The 14,981-nt window shown below is 65.3% G+C and carries 14 protein-coding genes; 5 read left to right on the forward strand and 9 right to left on the reverse strand.

Annotated features, from left to right (window positions below):
• The first annotated feature begins 29 nt into the window (after positions 1–29).
• The 5 genes from ABIA90_RS01995 to ABIA90_RS02015 are packed head-to-tail and all read left to right on the forward strand — an operon-like array spanning position 30 to position 5,493.
• On the forward strand, positions 30–1,631 hold the full coding sequence (locus ABIA90_RS01995; RefSeq protein WP_354117103.1) for an ABC transporter substrate-binding protein: 1,602 nt from the start codon (positions 30–32) through the stop codon (positions 1,629–1,631).
• 17 nt (positions 1,632–1,648) lie between these two features.
• Positions 1,649–2,590 carry an ABC transporter permease gene (locus ABIA90_RS02000; protein WP_071915430.1) on the forward strand — a complete coding sequence of 314 codons (942 nt, stop codon included), beginning with the start codon at positions 1,649–1,651 and terminating at the stop codon, positions 2,588–2,590.
• On the forward strand, positions 2,587–3,510 hold the full coding sequence (locus tag ABIA90_RS02005; protein ID WP_135215851.1) for an ABC transporter permease: 924 nt from the start codon (positions 2,587–2,589) through the stop codon (positions 3,508–3,510). Before ABIA90_RS02000 ends, ABIA90_RS02005 begins: the two co-directional genes overlap by 4 nt.
• A gap of 19 nt (positions 3,511–3,529) precedes the next feature.
• Entirely contained in the window at positions 3,530–4,519 is a 990-nt protein-coding gene (locus tag ABIA90_RS02010; protein WP_028148435.1) for an ABC transporter ATP-binding protein, read from the forward strand.
• Positions 4,516–5,493 (forward strand): ABC transporter ATP-binding protein, encoded by a 978-nt coding sequence (locus ABIA90_RS02015; protein WP_014496506.1) that lies wholly within the window; start codon positions 4,516–4,518, stop codon positions 5,491–5,493. Before ABIA90_RS02010 ends, ABIA90_RS02015 begins: the two co-directional genes overlap by 4 nt.
• A 6-nt stretch (positions 5,494–5,499) precedes the next feature.
• Here ABIA90_RS02015 and ABIA90_RS02020 read toward each other — a convergent pair whose 3' ends face one another.
• The 9 genes from ABIA90_RS02020 to ABIA90_RS02060 all read right to left on the reverse strand — a co-directional run bounded on the left by ABIA90_RS02020 (position 5,500) and on the right by ABIA90_RS02060 (position 14,978).
• A complete protein-coding gene (locus ABIA90_RS02020) occupies positions 5,500–5,787 on the reverse strand; it encodes a YciI family protein (RefSeq protein WP_354117104.1) in 288 nt (95 codons plus the stop codon).
• Positions 5,788–5,875: 88 nt separating this feature from the next.
• Positions 5,876–6,850 carry a sugar ABC transporter substrate-binding protein gene (locus tag ABIA90_RS02025; protein WP_354117105.1) on the reverse strand — a complete coding sequence of 325 codons (975 nt, stop codon included), beginning with the start codon at positions 6,848–6,850 and terminating at the stop codon, positions 5,876–5,878.
• Between the two features lie 42 nt (positions 6,851–6,892).
• On the reverse strand, positions 6,893–7,870 hold the full coding sequence (locus ABIA90_RS02030) for an ABC transporter permease (protein ID WP_014496503.1): 978 nt from the start codon (positions 7,868–7,870) through the stop codon (positions 6,893–6,895).
• Positions 7,867–8,817 carry an ABC transporter permease gene (locus tag ABIA90_RS02035; protein ID WP_063984397.1) on the reverse strand — a complete coding sequence of 317 codons (951 nt, stop codon included), beginning with the start codon at positions 8,815–8,817 and terminating at the stop codon, positions 7,867–7,869. Before ABIA90_RS02035 ends, ABIA90_RS02030 begins: the two co-directional genes overlap by 4 nt.
• On the reverse strand, positions 8,810–10,336 hold the full coding sequence (locus tag ABIA90_RS02040; protein WP_354117106.1) for a sugar ABC transporter ATP-binding protein: 1,527 nt from the start codon (positions 10,334–10,336) through the stop codon (positions 8,810–8,812). The genes ABIA90_RS02035 and ABIA90_RS02040 overlap by 8 nt, the downstream gene beginning before the upstream one ends.
• Positions 10,333–11,727, reverse strand: a complete 1,395-nt coding sequence (locus ABIA90_RS02045) for an FAD-linked oxidase C-terminal domain-containing protein (RefSeq protein ID WP_354117107.1) — start codon at positions 11,725–11,727, stop codon at positions 10,333–10,335. Before ABIA90_RS02045 ends, ABIA90_RS02040 begins: the two co-directional genes overlap by 4 nt.
• 54 nt (positions 11,728–11,781) lie before the next feature.
• Complete coding sequence (locus ABIA90_RS02050; protein WP_028155718.1) at positions 11,782–12,666, reverse strand: intradiol ring-cleavage dioxygenase; 885 nt, start codon at positions 12,664–12,666, stop codon at positions 11,782–11,784.
• 14 nt (positions 12,667–12,680) lie between these two features.
• Complete coding sequence (locus tag ABIA90_RS02055; RefSeq protein ID WP_354117108.1) at positions 12,681–13,583, reverse strand: NAD(P)-dependent oxidoreductase; 903 nt, start codon at positions 13,581–13,583, stop codon at positions 12,681–12,683.
• Between the two features lie 21 nt (positions 13,584–13,604).
• Positions 13,605–14,978 (reverse strand): amidohydrolase family protein, encoded by a 1,374-nt coding sequence (locus tag ABIA90_RS02060; RefSeq protein ID WP_354117109.1) that lies wholly within the window; start codon positions 14,976–14,978, stop codon positions 13,605–13,607.
• Positions 14,979–14,981: the final 3 nt, after the last annotated feature.

Consider the following 14,981-nt stretch of genomic DNA (forward strand, 5'->3'; position numbering starts at 1 on the left):
CGGCATCACGGCACTACTGGGAGGATTTCATGGATCGCAGGACCGTTTTGAAGGGACTGGCCGGCGCGGGCGGTCTGGCATTGACCGGCCTCTCGGCCCCGGCGATCGCACAAGGCGCCTCTGCGCGCACCCTGCGCTTCGTGCCGCAAGCCAACCTCGCCAATTTCGATCCCATCTGGGGCACGCAATATGTCGTGCGCAATGCCGCGGCGCTGGTCTGGGACACGCTCTACGGCGTCGATGCCAAGCTCCAACCGCAGCGTCAGATGGTCGAGTCCGAGGAGACCACCGACGACGGCAAGACCTGGACCTTCAAGCTGCGCCCGGGTCTCAAGTTCCATGACGGCGAGCCGGTGCTGAGCAAGGACGTCGTCGCGAGCCTGTCGCGCTGGGCCGCGCGCGATCCAATGGGTCTGATGATCCTGGCTATCCAGCAGGAATTGACTCCGGTCGACGACCGCACCTTCAAATGGGTCCTGAAGCAGCCTTTCCCGAAAATGCTGTACGCGCTGGCCAAGAACAACGCGCCGTGCTCCTTCATCATGCCCGAGCGCATCGCGAAGACCGATCCGTTCAAGCAGATCACCGAATATGTCGGCTCGGGTCCGATGAAGTTCGCCAAGAGCGAATGGGTGCCCGGCGCCAAGTCGGTGTTCGAGAAGTTCACCGATTACGTGCCGCGCCAGGAGAAGGCGTCGTGGCTTGCCGGCGGCAAGAACATCCTGGTCGATCGCGTCGAGTGGCTGGTGATGCCGGATCCGGCCACCGCTGCGGCCGCCTTGCAGAACGGTGAGGTCGACTGGTGGGAGAACCCGATCTCCGATCTCGTGCCCGTGCTGAAGAAGAACAAGAACATCAGCGTCGATATCGGCGATCCCCTCGGCAATATCGGCTCCTTCCGCATGAACCATCTGCACCCACCCTTCAACAATGTGAAGGCACGGCGCGCGGTGCTGATGGCGTTGAGCCAGGAAGACTATATGCGTGCGCTTGTCGGCGACGACGATACGTTGTGGAAGCCGCTGCCCGGCTTTTTTACGCCGGACACACCGCTCTACACCGAGTTGGGCGGCGAGATCCTGAAAGGAAAGCGCGATTTCGATGCGGCCAAGAAGCTGCTCGCCGAGAGCGGCTATTCCGGCCAGCCGGTCACATGCGTGGTCGCGCAGGACCAGTCGATCACGAAGGCGCAGGGCGACGTCACCGCGGATCTGCTCAAGAAGCTCGGCATGAATGTCGATTTCGTCGCGACCGATTGGGGCACGGTGGGCGCGCGCCGCGCGATGAAGACACCGCCGGGGCAGGGCGGCTGGAATATGTTCCACAGCTGGCACGCCGGCGCCGATTGCATCAATCCGGCCGCCTACACCGCCATCCGCGCCAATGGCGACAAGGCCTGGTTCGGCTGGCCCAACAGCCCGAATACCGAGAAGGAGATCACGGCCTGGTTCGACGCCAAGAATCTCGAGGAAGAGAAGGCCGCGATCGGGCAGGTCAACAAGGCGGCGCTCGAGGATGTCGTCTACGCGCCGACCGGTTTCTTCCTGACCTACACGGCATGGCGCAAGAACGTCTCCGGCATCACCAAGGGGCCGCTGCCGTTCTTCTGGAACGTGTCGAAATCCGCATGATGGTACGCTGAAGCCAGATGCTCTCTTACATCCTCCGTCGCATCGTCTCGACCTTGCCGGTGATGGCAATCGTCGCGCTGTTCGTGTTCAGCCTGCTCTATATCGCGCCGGGTGATCCCGCCGTGGTGATCGCGGGCGACCAGGCGAGCCCGGAGGATGTGGAGCGCATTCGCCAGAGTCTGGGTCTCGACCGTCCTTTCCTGATCCAGTTCGGAAGCTGGGTCTGGCGCATTCTGCACGGCGATCTCGGCACCTCGATCTTCACCAACCTTCCGGTCTCGACGATGATCGGACAGCGTCTCGGGCCGACACTGTCGCTGATGATGGTCACGCTGCTACTCACCATCGTGGTCGCGGTGCCGCTTGGCGTCGTGGCCGCGTGGAAGGCGGGGAGCCTGATCGACCGCGTCATCATGGCATTCGCCGTGTTCGGCTTCTCGCTGCCCGTCTTCGTCGTCGGCTATATCCTCGCCTATGTCTTCGCACTCGAGCTCGAATGGCTTCCGGTGCAGGGCTATACGCCGCTCACGGAGGGCTTCTGGCCGTGGCTGCAAAACCTGATCCTGCCATCGATCGCGCTCGGCTGCGTCTACATCGCGCTGATCGCGCGCATCACGCGTGCCACCATGCTTGAAGTCTTGCAGCAGGACTATATCCGCACCGCGCGGGCCAAGGGCCTCGGGCAAGGCGGCATCCTCTTCGTTCACGCGCTGAAAAACGCCGCGGTGCCGATCGTCACGGTGATCGGGATCGGCATCGCACTCCTGATCGGCGGCGCCGTCGTCACGGAAAGCGTGTTCGCGATCCCCGGCCTCGGCCGGCTCACGATCGATGCCATCCTGCGCCGCGACTATCCCGTCATCCAGGGCATCGTGCTCCTCTTCAGCTTCGTCTACGTCCTCGTCAATCTGATGATCGACGTCGTCTACACGCTCGTTGACCCGAGGATCCGCTATTGACCGATACGACCGTCAATCCGCAAGCGCTGCCGGCGGGCTTCGTTCTCGCGCCGCAACTGCCTGAAATCCTGCGGCCGGTTAGGATCCGGCGCGGCTTCATCGGCCTCTTGCGTGGCCATCCCACGGTCGCGATCGGCGGCGCGCTGCTGCTGACGCTCGTTCTGATCGCGATCTTCGCGCCCTATCTCGGGACGGTCGATCCGACGGCACTTGCGCCCGCCAAGCGCACCCGCGCGCCGTCCGCCGCGTTCTGGTTTGGCTCCGACGTGCTGGGCCGCGACATCTATTCGCGCGTGCTCTTTGGCGCGCGGGTCTCGCTCACGGTCGGCCTGTCGGTTGCGATCCTCGCATCCGCGGCGGGCCTCGCCATCGGCATCGTCTCCGGCTTCATCCGCTGGGCGGATGGCATCTTGATGCGGTTCATGGACGGCCTGATGTCGATCCCGCCGATCCTGCTCGCAATCGCGCTGATGGCGCTGACGCGCGGCAGCGTCGGCAACGTCATCCTGGCCATCACCATCGCCGAGATCCCGCGGGTTTCCCGTCTTGTCCGTAGCGTGGTGCTGTCGCTGCGCGAGCAGCCCTATGTGGACGCCGCGGTCGCCTGCGGCACGCGGACGCCGATGATCATCCTGCGCCACATCCTGCCCAACACGCTGGCGCCGATGCTGGTCCAGGCGACTTACATCTGCGCCAGCGCCATGATCACGGAGGCGATCCTGTCCTTCATCGGGGCGGGCACGCCGCCCACCATTCCGTCCTGGGGCAACATCATGGCCGAAGGCCGCGCGCTGTGGCAGGTCAAGCCCTACATCGTGTTCTTCCCGGCGGCGTTCCTCTCCGTCACCGTGCTCGCCGTGAACCTGCTCGGCGACGGCCTTCGCGATGCGCTCGATCCGCGCATGGCCAAGAGCCTCTGACGTCGAGGGGTTGATCGCGATGGCCTTGCTCGAAGTCGAGAATCTCCAGACCCACTTTCGCACCCCCGGCGGCATCAACCGCGCGGTCGACGGCGTCTCCTTTCATGTCAACGAAGGCGAGACGCTCGCCATCGTCGGCGAATCCGGCTGCGGCAAGTCGGTGACCTCGATGTCGCTGATGCGGCTGATTCCGGAGCCGCCGGGCAGGATCGCAGGCGCCGTCCGTTTTGCGGGCAGGGACCTGCTGCAATTGTCCGATCGCGAGATGCGCGCCATCCGCGGCAACGACATCTCGATGATCTTTCAGGAGCCGATGACGAGCCTCAACCCGGTTCTGACGGTCGGCCGCCAGATCCGCGAGACGCTGATGATCCATCAGGGCCTCGACAAGCAGGCGGCCGAGGCGCATGCGATCGAGATGCTGACGCTGGTCGGCATTCCCGAGCCGAAGCGGCGCGTGCGCGAATATCCGCATCAGCTTTCCGGCGGCATGCGCCAGCGCGTGATGATCGCGATTGCGCTGGCCTGCAATCCAAAGCTCCTGATCGCGGACGAACCGACCACCGCGCTCGACGTGACGATCCAGGCGCAGATCCTGAAGCTGATGCTGGATCTCAAGCGCCGGGTCGGCGCCGCGATCATCCTGATCACCCACGATCTCGGCGTCGTCGCCGAGATCGCCGAGCGCGTCATGGTGATGTATGCCGGCCGCAAGGTCGAGGAGGCTCCGGTAGCCGAGCTCTTCCGCTCGCCGCGCCATCCCTATACGCAGGGCCTGCTCGGCGCGGTGCCGCGGCTCGGTTCCTCGCTAACAGGCACCGCGCGGCGTCTGGCCGAAATCCCGGGGCAGGTGCCTGATCTGCGCAAGCCCATCATCGGCTGCGTCTTCGCCGGCCGCTGCGCGCTCGCGACCGATCTCTGCCGCCAATATGCGCCTGGGCTCGAAGAGAAGGCGCCTCGCCACGTCGCCGCCTGCCACTACGCCGCCAAGGGGGCCATCGCGGCATGAGTCCTCCGCTGCTCCAGGTCAACGACCTCAAGAAGCATTTTCCGGTCAAAAAGGGCCTGTTCGGCCGCAAGTCCGAATATGTCTATGCCGTCGACGGTGTCTCGTTCGAAATCGCGAAGGGCGAGACGCTGTCGCTGGTCGGCGAGTCCGGTTGCGGCAAGTCGACGGTCGGCCGCGCCATCCTGCGGCTGTTCGACATCACCGCGGGCCAGGTGATCCTCGATGGCCAGCGCATCGACGACGCGCATCCAAGCACGATGCGCCAGATGCGCCGCCGCGTGCAGGTGGTGTTCCAGGATCCGTTCTCGAGCCTCAATCCGCGCATGCGGGTGCGCGACATCCTGGCCGAGCCGATCCGCAATTTTGGCCTCGCCAAATCCGCCGCCGATCTCGAAACCCGTGTGACGGCGCTGATGGACACCGTGCGGCTGCCGCGCGAGGCGCTCAACCGCAGGCCGCACGAATTCTCCGGCGGCCAGCGTCAGCGCATCGGTATCGCGCGGGCGCTCGCAGCCGAGCCCGAGCTGATCGTCTGCGACGAGGCGGTCTCGGCGCTCGACGTCTCGGTCAAGGCGCAGATCGTCAATCTCTTGCAGGATCTTCAGCGCGAGTTCGGCCTGGCGCTGCTGTTCATCAGCCATGACCTCGCAATCGTCGAGCACATGACCCATCGTGTCGCGGTGATGTATCTCGGCAAGATCGTCGAGGTGGCGCCGCGCCGCGAGATCTTTGCCGCGCCAAGGCATCCCTATACCAAGGCGCTGCTCTCCGCAGTCCCGCTGCCCGAGCCCGGCGCCCAGCGCAATCCGATCATCCTCAAGGGGGACGTGCCGAGCCCGATCAATCCTCCGAGCGGGTGCCGCTTCCACACCCGTTGCCCATACGTCTTCGATCGTTGCCGGACGGAGGAGCCGACGCTGCGCTCGACCGGACCCGAGCAATGGGTGGCCTGTCACCTCGAAGAGGCGCCGTAGCCCCCTTCAGCCCTGGCGGCGCAGGAAGCCCGTGATCGTGACTTTCTCCCAGATGCCGGCTGCGGCGAAGGGATCGGCGCGGTTGAAGGCTTCGACCTCGGCGCGGCCGGGCGCCTCGATCAGGAACAGGCTGCCGATCATGTTCGCGCCGTCGTCGGAGACGAGCGGGCCCGACATCACGATCTTGACGCCGAAGCGCGAGGTGTCGCTCAGGAAGACCTTGTGGGCGTCGTAATTGGCGAGCCGGGTCGGCAGCGCGCCGGCGCGGTCGAGGGCGTGAATGGCGAACAGCATGATGTCTCCGTTGACGTGTCGGCTTTCTTGGGACGTTTCTTGGGACGGCCGCGAAGGCGGCCGTCCGTGCTTGTGATGATCGGTTGGGCTATTTGGCGCCGAGCTTGCCGGCGTCCTCGAAGGTCGGGCAGGTCCGCTGCTCCAGCGGCACGTCGAACGGCTGGTAATTGTCCTTGGTGATGACGGTCGGCTTCAGCACGATCTCGGAAATGACAGGCTGGTTGCGTAAGCTCCGGATCGCCATCATGGTGCCGAGGCACCCTTGCGCAAATCCGTTGTAGTCGCCGCTCGCAAGCAGCTTGCCGGACTTGATCGCGTCGATCGCCTCCTTGGTGCCGTTGATGCCGATCACCTGGGCCTTGCGGTTGGCACCGTCGAGGGCCTCGATCGCGCCGACCGCCATGGCGTCGTTGGCCGCGAGAACGCCGTCGATCTGCGGGTTCGACTGCATCAAATTCTCCATGACCTGGAGCGCCTGCAGCCGCTGGTAGTTGCCGGGCTGCGAGGCCAGCAGCTTGGCGCCCGAATTCTCCTTCAGCGCGTCGTTGAAGCCGCGGACGCGGTCGACATTGGTCAGCGAGCCCTTGACGCCCTCGATGATGACGATGTTGCCCTTGCCGCCCAGCGTCTTGAGCAGGAAGCGCGCGGTTTCGAAGCCAAGGCTGTAATCGTCGGCGCCGACGAAGGAGAGGAACTTGCCGCCGGCGGAGCGGTCGGTGATGTTGACGACGGGGATTTTCGCCTCGTTGATCTTCTCGACGCCCGGCACCATCGCCTTGTAGTCGACCGGCGTGAACACGATCGCGCTCGGCTTCTTCACCACGACGTCCTCGATCTGGCTGAGCTGCTCGGGGATCGAGTCCGGCTTGGTCGGGATGTACTGCAGCGTCTTCGCGTTCAGCGCTTTCGCCATGTTGTCGGCACCGACCCGCACCGTCTGGAAGAACGGATTGGTCTGGTTCTTGGTGAACACGGCGATGGTCTCGCCGTCGGCGCGCGCCTGTGTCGTGAACGCGGCCGCCATCAGCAGCGGCAGCGCCAAATAACCCATTTTCTGTTTCATGTTGCCTCCATCCCTCATTTTGCTTGTTGGATTTCTAAGAGCTCATTGCGCGCGGCGGCGGGTCTTCATGTCGAGCCAGACCGCGAGAATGACGATGATGCCGGTGACGAGCGGCTGCCAGTTGGCGCTGACCGACAAGAGGTTCATGCCGTTCAGCACCAGCGTCAGGATCAGCGCGCCGATGAAGGTGCCGAACACGGTGCCGACCCCTCCGAACAGCGAGGTGCCGCCGATCAGCACGGCTGCGATCGCGGGCAGCGTCAGGCTTTCGCCGATGTCGGCTTCCGCCGAATTGAGCCGCGACAGGAAGATGATCGAGGCCAGTCCCGCCATGGTGCCTGATACCGCGTAGACCAGCAGCAGGCGGCGCGCGACCGGAATGCCGGAGAGGCGGGCGGCGACCGGATTGGCGCCGATCGCATAGATTTCCTGGCCCCAGATCGTGCGCTGCGCAAACAGCGTTCCGATCCCGAGGAACACCAGCAGCAGATAGACCGGGATCGGCAGGCCGAACAGATAGCCGCTGCCGATCTGGCGGAATCCTGCCGGGAAGCCGTGCAGGGTTTCGCCCGCCATGTACCAGTAGGTGAGGCCGTTCAGCACCCAGAGCATGCCATAGGTGGCGATGAAGGAGGGGATGCGCAGCGCGGTGACCATGATACCGTTGAGCAGGCCAACGATGCCGCCGCAGGCGAGCCCGGTGAGGATGCCGAGCGCTGGCGAGCCGGTCTTGTGGATCACGGTGCCGGCGATGCAGGCGGACAGCGCGACGTTGGCGCCGACGGAGAGATCGAGGCCGGCGGTGAGCACGACCAGCGTCAAGCCGGACGCGATGAAGAAGGTCAGGCTCGCTTGTCTCAGCACGTTGAGGATATTGCCGAGGCTCAGGAAGGAATCGCTGAGCACGGCGAGCACCGCGCAGATCAGCAGCGCTGCGAGCAGGCGGTAGAAGACCTGGATCGCGTCCTGCGACAGGAACGAGCGGGGCGGAGAGAGGGCCTCTTTGGAGATGTCGGTCATGCTCGGCTCCGGAGGCCGTCGAGGAAGAGAGCAACGATGACGAGGACGCCGACGCTTGCGACCTGCACCGAAGAAGGCATCGAGATCAGGTTGAGCCCGTTGCGCAGCACGCCGACCGCGATCACGCCGAGCAACGTGCCAAGCAGCCAGCCGTTGCCGCGCTCGAACGAGGTGCCGCCGACGGCGACGGCCGCGATGGCGTCGAACTCGAGGCCAAGCCCGGCAGTGGGGTGGCCGGAATTCATGCGCGCGGTCATCAGCAGGCCGGCAATGCCGGCCATGGCGCCGCCGATCGCGTAGACCGCGATCAGCAGCTTGTTCGGCGAGAGGCCGGCATAGCGCAGCGCCTCGCGGTTGCCGCCGAGTGCGAAGATGTAGGTGCCGAAGCGGGTGTGGTAGAGCAGTCCGTGGAAGGCCGCATAGGTCACCAGCGCCATCACGATCGGCACGGGCACGCCCAGAAGCGTCGCCGAATAGATGTCGCGCACGCTGTGGGGGATGCCGACCACGCTCTGGCCGTCGCTGACGATCAGCGACAGGCCCTGCGCCATGCCGAGCGTGCCCAACGTCGCGACGAAGGGCGGAATGCCGACGATGGCAACCAGCCAGCCGTTGGCGAAGCCGAAGGCCGCGCCGACGAGCAGCCCGGCGCCGAGGCCCAGCAGCATCGACTTGGTCGCGAGCGACACGATGGCAACGCAGAGCGAGGTCAGCGTCAGCACCGCGCCCATCGACAGGTCCAGTCCCTCGGTCATGATGATCAAGGTCATCGGCAGCGCCAGCATGGTCAGGATGGTCGACTGCACCAGCACGTTGGAGAGGTTGGCGACCGACAGGAAGCCGGGCGCGATCGCGCTGAACAGGGCGATCAGCAGCACCAAGACGATGGCAACGCCGGGAATGCGCTGCAGCGGATTGGGTTGTGAGACGACTGCGGCTTCACGCATGATGCATCCCCAGTCGCACGATGTTCTCCTCGGTCAGTTCGTTGCGGGTCAGGTGTCCGGCGATGCGGCCCTCCCGCATCACATAGGCGCGGTCGCAGACATGGCAGATCTCGACCTGCTCGGACGAGATCATCAAGGCCGCCGCGCCTTCGGCGACCAGTCGGTCGATCAGCGCAAAGATCTCGGACTTGGCGCCGATGTCGATGCCCCGCGTCGGCTCGTCGAAGATGTAGAGCTTCGAGCCGGCCGCCAGCCACTTGCCGATCACGACCTTCTGCTGGTTGCCGCCGGAGAGCAGGCCGACGGTCTGGCGCGCGCTCGGGGTTGCAATGCGCAGCTGCCGGATCAAGCCGTCGGACGTCCGCTGCGCGCTGCGCCGGTCGAACAAACCGCTTGGGAACAGCTTTCGCAGTGCCGACACCACCAGATTGTCACTCACCGACCGCAACAGCGCGAGGCCCTCGCTCTTGCGACTCTCCGGGATCAGCGCGATGCCGCGGCGGGCGGCAAGGTCGGGCTCGCCGGAGATGGCCTTGCCGTCGAAAATGATCTCGCCTGATGTCACGGCATCGGCGCCGAAAATGGCGCGGGCGACCTCGCTGCGGCCGGAACCGACCAGGCCGCAGAGGCCGACGATCTCGCCCCGGCGCACCTCGATGTTGATATCGGAGATGCCGCTCGATGCGCTCAGGCCCTTGACCTCGAGCAGCAGTTCGCCGGGCTTGTCGGCAAAGTTGCGCGGATAGGTCATGTCGACGTTGCGGCCGACCATCATGCGGACGAGCTGGTCCGGCGTGACGTCAGCGGGGCGAACGCCGTCGATGCGACGACCGTCGCGCATCACCGTGATGCGGTCGCCGAGCGCGAACACCTCGGCCATGCGGTGCGAGATATAGACGATGGAGACGCCGTCGGCCTTCAGCCGCGCGATCAGGGCGAACAGCAGCTCGGTCTCGCGGTCGGACAGCGCCGCCGTCGGCTCGTCCATCACGAGGATGCGCGCGTTCTGGCTGATCGCTTTCGCGATCTCGACCATCTGCTGCTGCGCCACCCCTAACTTGTCGACGGAGGTGGAGGGATCGATGTCGAACCCGATCGTGCCGAGCACGCGCCTGGCGTCGGCCAGGATCTTGCGGCGGTCGATCGTGCCGGGAATGCGGCCCTTCGGCTCGCGGCCGAGGAAGATGTTCTGGGCGATATCGAGATGGGGGACCAGCGAGAATTCCTGGAAGATCACGGCAATGCCGAGCTTCTGCGCGTCCGCGGTCGAAGAGATCGCGACCTTGTCGCCCTTGTAGTAGAACTCGCCGGCATCAGCGCGGTAGGCGCCGCACAGCACCTTCATCAGGCTCGACTTGCCGGCGCCGTTCTCGCCGAGCAGCATGTGGACTTCGCCGGGGAAGACGGCAAAGGACACGTCATCCAGCGCCTTGACGCCGGGGAATTCCTTGCTGATGCCGCGCAGCTCCAGTAGCGGCGTGGGTGAGGCGGGCTCGATGGCCAATGCGGCGCTGCTCATGCGTGCACTCCGCTCGCGAAGATCTTTCCGGGATTCATCAGTCCATCAGGATCGAGCGCGGTCTTGATCGATCGCATCACGTCGACGGCCTCGCCGAGCTCATCGGTGAGATATTCGATCTTGCCGAGCCCGATGCCGTGCTCGCCGGTGCAGGTGCCGTCCATGGCGATGGCGCGCGCGACCATGCGGGCCTGCAGCGCCTTGGCGCCTTCGGCCTCATCCGGCTTGGTCGGGTCGATCAGGATCAGCATGTGGAAATTGCCGTCGCCGACATGGCCGACGATCGGGGCGGTAAAACCGTGCTCGTCCGCGTCGCGCCTGGTCTCGGTCAGGCATTCCGCCAGCCGAGAGATCGGCACGCAGACATCGGTGATCACGGCGCGTGCGCCGGGCCGCAGGCCCAGGCCCGCATAAAGCGTGTTGTCGCGGGCGTGCCAGAGCCGGCTGCGGTCTTCCTGCGCCTTGGCCCAGGCAAAACCATGGCCGCCATGGTCGGCGGCGATCGCCTGCGCGGCTTCGGCCTGCTCGGCAACTGAGGTCTCGGAGCCGTGGAATTCGAAGAACAAAGTGGGGGCTTCGCGATAGCCGAGCTTTGCGTAGGCGTTGATGCCGCGCATCATGACGTCGTCGAGCAGCTCGATGCGTGCCACGGGGATCGCGGACTGGATCACGGAGATCGCGGTGTCCACGGCATCGTGCAGGGTGTCGAAGCTGCAGACCGCAGCCGAGATCGCCTGCGGCACGGGATGCACCTTCAATGTGACTTCGGTGATGACGCCGAGCGTGCCTTCGGCGCCGACGAACATCCGCGTCAGGTCATAACCGGCGGCCGATTTGCGCGCGCGCCTGGCGGTGCGGATCACGCGCCCGTCGGCCAGCACCACCTCGAGCGCCATGACATTGTCCTTCATGGTGCCGTAGCGCACCGCCATGGTGCCGGACGCGCGGGTGGAGGTCATGCCGCCGATCGAGGCGTCGGCGCCGGGATCGATCGGAAAGAAAAGTCCGGTGCCGCGCAGCTCGGCATTGAGCTGCTTTCGCGTGATGCCGGGCTGCACGACGACGTCCATGTCGCTCTCATGCACCGTCAGCACCTTGTTCATCCGGGCGAAGTCGAAGCAGACGCCGCCGGAGACCGCGGCCGCATTGCCTTCGAGCGAGGTGCCGGCGCCGAACGGAACGATCGGCATGCTCGCGCTGGCGCAGAGCTTCACGATCTCGGCGACCTCCTGCGTGGTTTCAGGGAAGACGACGATGTCCGGCGGCAAATTGCGATAATGCGATTCGCTCTGCCCGTGCTGATCGAGCACGCCGCGCGCAACGCTCGCGCGCGGGCCGATCATGCCGGTGAGGCGATCGGCCAATATGCTCGTGCTGACCCGCGGTCCCATCCTTAGCTCCCGTCTGCTCCCTGTTGCCGGACTCTTGTTGGTCCTTCGTCTAGCCTAGGCGGCTCTCGCGTTGCTCGCGACCTGCTTCAGGCCGAAATCGTAATTGAGGTGGAAATAGTCGCGCTCCACCATGCGACCATCCGGCGCACGGCCGGCAGGGTGGCCAGTGAATTCGCGGATCAGGCTGTCCTTGACGCCGAACACCACGTCAGAGTCGAGATATTTGTCACCGGCGACGAACACATGGGTCACGAGCTGCTCGAAACCGGGCGCCGAGATCATGAAATGGACATGCGCGGGGCGCCAGGGATGGCGGCCCTGGACCTCCAGCATCTCGCCGACAGGGCCGTCATGCGGGATCGGATACGCCGCCGGCTTAATCGACCAGAAATGGAAGCGGCCATTGGCGTCGGTATGGAAGCGCGCGCGCATCGCGAGATCGCCGATGTCGTCGAGCTGCTGCACGTCGTAATAGCCGTCATCGTCGGAATGCCAGACATCGACGATGGCGCCCGCGAGCGGTTGTCCGTCGACGGTCGAGACCGAGCCGGTGACCAGCATGGGATCGCCTTCCATCGGCCCCGAGATATCCGCGCCGCTGTCCTTCTCCGGCGCGGCCTGGACGAAGAACGGGCCGAGCACCGTCGTCTCGGTCGCGCCTTCCGGCACGGGATGGTTGATCGCGTCGACCAGCATGGAGACGCCGAGCGTGTCGGACAACAGGATGAACTCCTGGCGCTTGTCGTCGCACATGTGCCCGGTGCGGGTCAGGAAATCGATGCCGTATTCCCATTCCTTTTGGGTCGGCCGGACCTCGCGGACGAAGGCGTGCAGGTGGCGCACCAGCGCTTCGCTGACCTCCTTGATGCGCGGATCGGTCGCGTCCTTGATCCGCTCCAGCACCGCGTCCGTGATCGTGGTCTCGTTGAAGTTACGCATCGGTGTCTCCGCGATCAGAGTTTCGGTTCGCCAAGCCCGGACAGACGTTCCAGGTGCTTGACGGTCGCGATGAAGTCGGTGTCGCCGTCGCCCTGCGCGACCAGCGAGCCATAGGTCTCACGCACCTGCGCCGCGAGCTGCAGCGGCACGCCCACGGCGTGGCCGGCGCCGAGGATGAGATCGAGGTCCTTGGCCATCTGCTTGCACGAGAAAGTCGACTCGAAATCGCGCGTCCGCAGCGGCGCGGTCTTGTACTTCACCATTGGCGAGGCGACCGCGCTATCGTCGAGCACCTTCAAAATGTCCTGCCAGGCGATTCCGCCCTTGCGCGCCAGGGCCAGGCTCTCGGCCATCATCGCCGCCGAGACTGCGATCATCAGATTGACCGAGAGCTTTGCGTAGCGGGCTTCCTCGGCCGGCCCGAGATAGGTCTGGGCGCGGGTGAAGGCGGCGAACAGAGGCTTGGCGTTGTCGAAGGCATCCTTCGGCCCGGAGACGAAGCAGGTCAGGGCACCCGTGTGAACGATGCTGGCATTGCCTGAGACCGGCGAACGCAGATAAGCAATGCTGCGAGCTTGTGCAGCGGCCGCAACTTCGGTGGAGGCCTCGACGCTCACGGTGCTGGTCTCGATCAGAACAGATCCAGCAGCCATCGCGGCGATCAGGCCGGCTGGGCCGAGCAGCGCGCCGCGCAAGGCTGCGTCATCGGGCAGGGACGTGATGATCGCGGCCTTGCCGCTCACGGCCTCGACCGGCGAAGCGGCAATCGAAATGCCTTGCGCACGCGCCTCGTTGATCCGGGCGGCGCTCTGATCGAATGCGGTCACGGCGTAGCCGGCCTTGGCGACGAGCGCCGACATCGGCAGGCCCATCTTGCCGATCCCGATGAAAGCGACATTCCTTGAAGCGTCGGTCATTGATCTCATCCATTGGCGCCTTCAGGCGGCGCGTCCCTGTCGTTCGATGTCCTGCACCAGCCGCCGGCCGGATCGGGCCAGCAGGTCCTTCTTCGTCTCCAGCCCCTCGACCAGCAGCCGGCCGTCCCGCTTCTTCCAGGTGCCTCCGATCATCACAGCCTCGATATTGGCGAGGCTCGTCTGCATCACGACGGTCGCGACGGGATCGTGCACCGGGACAAGGTTGAGATCGGACGCGTTGATGACGACGAGGTCAGCGAGCTTGCCCGGCGTCAGCGAGCCGATCTGGCCCTCGCGGCCGAGCATGCGGGCGCCTTCGGTCGTGATCCAGCGCAGCGCCTCGCGGACGGGGATCGTGGTCGTCGCAGGAATGGTGCCGCTCACTTTACGTGACTCCGCATTGTCGAGCGCCCGCTGCATCGATAGCGCGACGCGGGCGACGGAGAGGAGATCGCCGGCCAGCACGGATTCCAGGTCGATCCCGATCGTCGGCCGCACGCCGCGCTTGAGCAGCCGTCCGGTGATCGGAAAACCGTGGCCCTGGATCATCTCGTTTTCCGGCGTCACCGAGAAGGAGACGCCGAGGCCGACGATCTTGTCGAGGAGATCGTCGGGCAGATCGTTGCCATGGACGATGTTGATGCCGGCGCCGACGAGGCCGGCCTCGATCAGCTTCTCCCAGCCGCCGGGCGTCTTGGCCGGACCGCCGCCCTGATGCATGGATGCGATCAGCTTGAGCTCGCGAGCGAGGCGGAAATCGTGCATGGCGACGTCGAGCGTCGAATAATGCGGGCCGAGAATAGCAAGCCCGAGCGTGACGAGGCCGTCGCGATCGGCGAGGGGACCTGCCAGAAGCCGCTCGACCTCGCGGCGCGGATGCGGAATCTCGGAGAAATGCGGCTCGCCGGGCTTCGGCTCGGGTTTTGGCGAGCCGTGGAAGAAGGCGGCGCGGATGCCGCTTTCGATTAGCCCACGCACGGCGGCATCGGTATGATCAGGCGTTGGATTGTTGTGGCACCAATCGACCAGCGTGGTGGTGCCGCAATTGATCTGGTTCAGCGCACCGACGAGGGTCGCAATGTAGATGTCGTCGGGCCGGAATACGGTCGCGAGCCCGGCATGCATGCGGCGGAAATATTCCAGCAGCGTCCAGTTCGCGGCATAGCCGCGCAACGCGGTTTGCCAGGTGTGCATGTGCGCGTTGATCAGGCCGGGGATGACGATCCGGCCGTCGCCGTCCACGATCTCGGTCTCGGCTGCACCGCTGCCGAGGTCGATCGATGGGCGCACGTCGACGATGCGGCTGCCCTCGACCAGCACATCGCCGGTGTTGAGGTCGCCAATCGCGTCATCCATGCTGATGATGACAGCTGATTTGATCAGCGTGCGCCGCATCGC

Origin of the sequence: Bradyrhizobium sp. LA6.8, from assembly GCF_040547935.1 — a bacterium.
GTDB classification, from domain to species: Bacteria; Pseudomonadota; Alphaproteobacteria; order Rhizobiales; family Xanthobacteraceae; genus Bradyrhizobium; species Bradyrhizobium barranii.

Coding starts and splice junctions, on each gene's coding strand:
- ABIA90_RS01995 (WP_354117103.1), top strand. CDS start 30: ATGGATCGCAGGACCGTTTTGAAGGGACTGGCCGGCGCGGGCGGTCTG.
- ABIA90_RS02000 (WP_071915430.1), top strand. CDS start 1,649: ATGCTCTCTTACATCCTCCGTCGCATCGTCTCGACCTTGCCGGTGATG.
- ABIA90_RS02010 (WP_028148435.1), top strand. CDS start 3,530: ATGGCCTTGCTCGAAGTCGAGAATCTCCAGACCCACTTTCGCACCCCC.
- ABIA90_RS02015 (WP_014496506.1), top strand. CDS start 4,516: ATGAGTCCTCCGCTGCTCCAGGTCAACGACCTCAAGAAGCATTTTCCG.
- ABIA90_RS02020 (WP_354117104.1), bottom strand. CDS start 5,787: ATGCTGTTCGCCATTCACGCCCTCGACCGCGCCGGCGCGCTGCCGACC.
- ABIA90_RS02025 (WP_354117105.1), bottom strand. CDS start 6,850: ATGAAACAGAAAATGGGTTATTTGGCGCTGCCGCTGCTGATGGCGGCC.
- ABIA90_RS02030 (WP_014496503.1), bottom strand. CDS start 7,870: ATGACCGACATCTCCAAAGAGGCCCTCTCTCCGCCCCGCTCGTTCCTG.
- ABIA90_RS02035 (WP_063984397.1), bottom strand. CDS start 8,817: ATGCGTGAAGCCGCAGTCGTCTCACAACCCAATCCGCTGCAGCGCATT.
- ABIA90_RS02040 (WP_354117106.1), bottom strand. CDS start 10,336: ATGAGCAGCGCCGCATTGGCCATCGAGCCCGCCTCACCCACGCCGCTA.
- ABIA90_RS02045 (WP_354117107.1), bottom strand. CDS start 11,727: ATGGGACCGCGGGTCAGCACGAGCATATTGGCCGATCGCCTCACCGGC.
- ABIA90_RS02050 (WP_028155718.1), bottom strand. CDS start 12,666: ATGCGTAACTTCAACGAGACCACGATCACGGACGCGGTGCTGGAGCGG.
- ABIA90_RS02055 (WP_354117108.1), bottom strand. CDS start 13,583: ATGACCGACGCTTCAAGGAATGTCGCTTTCATCGGGATCGGCAAGATG.
- ABIA90_RS02060 (WP_354117109.1), bottom strand. CDS start 14,978: ATGCGGCGCACGCTGATCAAATCAGCTGTCATCATCAGCATGGATGAC.